The organism is Rhizobacter sp. P3_C12, assembly GCF_056402735.1.
The window spans coordinates 1-2,478 of the sequence record NZ_JBFUGW010000501.1 but is presented as its reverse complement, the minus strand read 5'-3'; the positions used below and the strand labels follow the sequence as shown (position 1 = coordinate 2,478).

Genomic DNA, 2,478 nt, shown 5'->3' with positions numbered 1-2,478 from the left:
CTCCAGCACCTGCGCGATGAATTCCTGCAGGTCGGGCGACCAGCGGCTGCACAGGCAGGCGAGCCGGTACACCAGGTCGGCCGGCACGCCCAGGTAGGCGAGGTTGCCGCCGGTGATGCGGCGCACCAGCGTGGCCAGCAGGTTGTCGACCCCCTGCCCCCGCTCTTCCAGGAAGCCCGACAGCGGCAGGCGCAGCGCCGGCAGTGCGCGCCAGGAACGGTCGATGGAGTCAGAGTTCATGGAGGTCTCGCTGGTGTGTCCCTGAAAACGCATTCTGCGAGACAGGCCGCCCGGCCAGCCAACGATAAGCGGGCAATAGCGTGCCTATTCCTCGGGGGTGTCAGACAGCGACCACACTGCAGGTTTCAGGTGGTCAATGCCTGTAACTCGGCGTTCAGTTTCTCTCGCAAGCCCGTGAACCAGCTGGGGCGGAGCTTTCCTTCTTCGACCTGGCCCTCGTGTTCCTCGACCCATTGCAGGTGGTCGAGACAGGGTGCCGCGTCGTCCATGTCCAGCGCCAGCGCAGCGCACATCAGATGCGCCAGCAACGCGGCCTGTGCGTCTTGCGACACCGGCAGCACGCGACCATTCAGCACGAACCGGCAGGCCAGCACACTGGCCTGGGCGAACAGCTCGGGCCGCCCCGCTTTTCGCGACCCGCGCCGCAGCGCCGGGGAACCGACGCCCTCGGACGAACCCTCGACAAGGCCTTTGCTTGCGCGCAGCGCCAGGCGAATTGCAAACACCAGGCCTGGGGCACTGTCGAGCCAATCCTTGCGTCGGCTGTTCTTGCGTTGCCTGCGAATCACGCCCGCCAGGCTTTCCAGCAGATCCCCGGTCTTGGCGTCGGTGACCCCGGCGCCGAGCCATGTCGCGAGAAGGCGATCGTCCTTGATGACGACGCTGGGCGCGTTCCAGGTCGAACGCCAGGTCGCAGCCAACGAGATCGGCTGACCGAGCAGGGACTTGTCCACGGAGCTCATTTCGGCCCGTTTGCTTGCCGCCGACACCACCCCCTCGAAGAGCGGCATCCGCTGCTCCTGGTCCAGCATCAGCAGGCCTTCGATCAATGCACGGCTCCTCGACTTGCCGGCACTGCGGGATCGATCGAACACGGCCTGCATCAGCAGGGGACGTGCCATCGCTTCCACGCTGCCCCGGCATGCGTGCTGCGTGAGCGTGCAGCGGAGCAGACTGCGCATCGGCCGGCGTCGCAGAGACAGGATGTTCGCGCCGAACCGGGCCAGGATTTCGTCCAACAGGAATGACGCTGATCCGGAATCCATGGCGACCGAGAACTCCACGCTCTCCACGATGAGCATGAAGCCCTCCTTTCGAGCATCCGTCTGGAACCAATGGTCCGACGCCAGCGCCAGCGTGCACATCACGACGGGAAGGTCGGACACATCGCTCTCCAGCATGGCCTGAACCACCTCGTGGTCGGCGAGAAGCTGGTCCAGAACCGCGGCGAATGCTGCTGTCTCCAGAACCTTCGGATCTGCGGCCGAGGCACGCAGCCCGAGTGCCAACACACTGCCGCGCAGCGCCGCATCGAACCGCTCGATGCCTTCGCCGAGCATCTGCACCAACTGCGACGCCTCGAAGGCCGCCGTGCGCTGGGCCGCTCGGCACAGCCGCAGATGGGAAAACGTCACCGCAGCCCGGCAAGCATCGGGTGTCCACGAAAACGTCCCGTCTTTCGGAACGCTGAACTTGCCCTGCCGCCATTCAACGCCCAGACGCGAAAAGCCCTTGCGCGACGCCTTGATCCGATCGTTCCGTCGCTTGTCACACGCTGCAGCGAAATGCTTCAGCTCCGGTGAATCGACCCCGTCTCCTTCGATCGTCGCTCGCTGCAAACCGAGCGTGATGCGTCTGCGCCCCGGACCAGCGTCGACCGCCGCCAGCTGCCCAGCCCTTGCCATGATCTTCCGGCGTTGTGCCGCGGTATGCGGCTGCCCCACCATCCCCTCCAGGACTCGACACATCCCATCGATCTCGCCGATCGGCAGGAGGTCTTTCGTACCGTCCGTGCCGACGAGAACCTGTTCGATCAGCATCTCCTCCATCTCCGCCAGCGCCTTCCTGCCTTGCACGTCGACCAGTTCGCATTCCCTCAACAAGCGGGCGTGAAGCAGGATGGGGCGAAGCGCCCGCACGGCCGGACCGTTCAGCAGGTCAATCGGTTTCGCGATGTCCACGATCAACTGAACGCACGGCAGATCGGTCGCCTTCAATGCGGTCAGATGCGTCAGGTGGGCCGCGAGCAACTGCAGCGCGAGATCGGGCCGCTCGGCACGATCGAAGGCGGCCGCCACTGTTGCGATGTCGCCCAGCGTGCCCACCCGCCACGGATTGAAGCCACGAATGCCGCGCTCGTCGCCCACCCATTGCTTGCAGCGCGGGCTGAGCGCCTGCAAGGAAAACAGCCGCCCCAGGGCATCGATCACCTCGTCTTTTCCCCGCCCTGCATCGATC

The 2,478-nt window shown here is 65.5% G+C and carries 2 protein-coding genes; both read right to left on the bottom strand.

The window, feature by feature from the left end; genetic code table 11:
* Nucleotides 1-240, bottom strand: a 240-nt coding sequence (locus AC1DXV_RS33790; protein ID WP_477937935.1) for a hypothetical protein, incomplete at its 3' end; no start/stop codon positions are given.
* Nucleotides 241-365: 125 nt separating this feature from the next.
* Nucleotides 366-2,478: hypothetical protein (locus tag AC1DXV_RS33785; RefSeq protein ID WP_477937933.1), on the bottom strand; the 2,113-nt coding region annotated here is incomplete at its 5' end.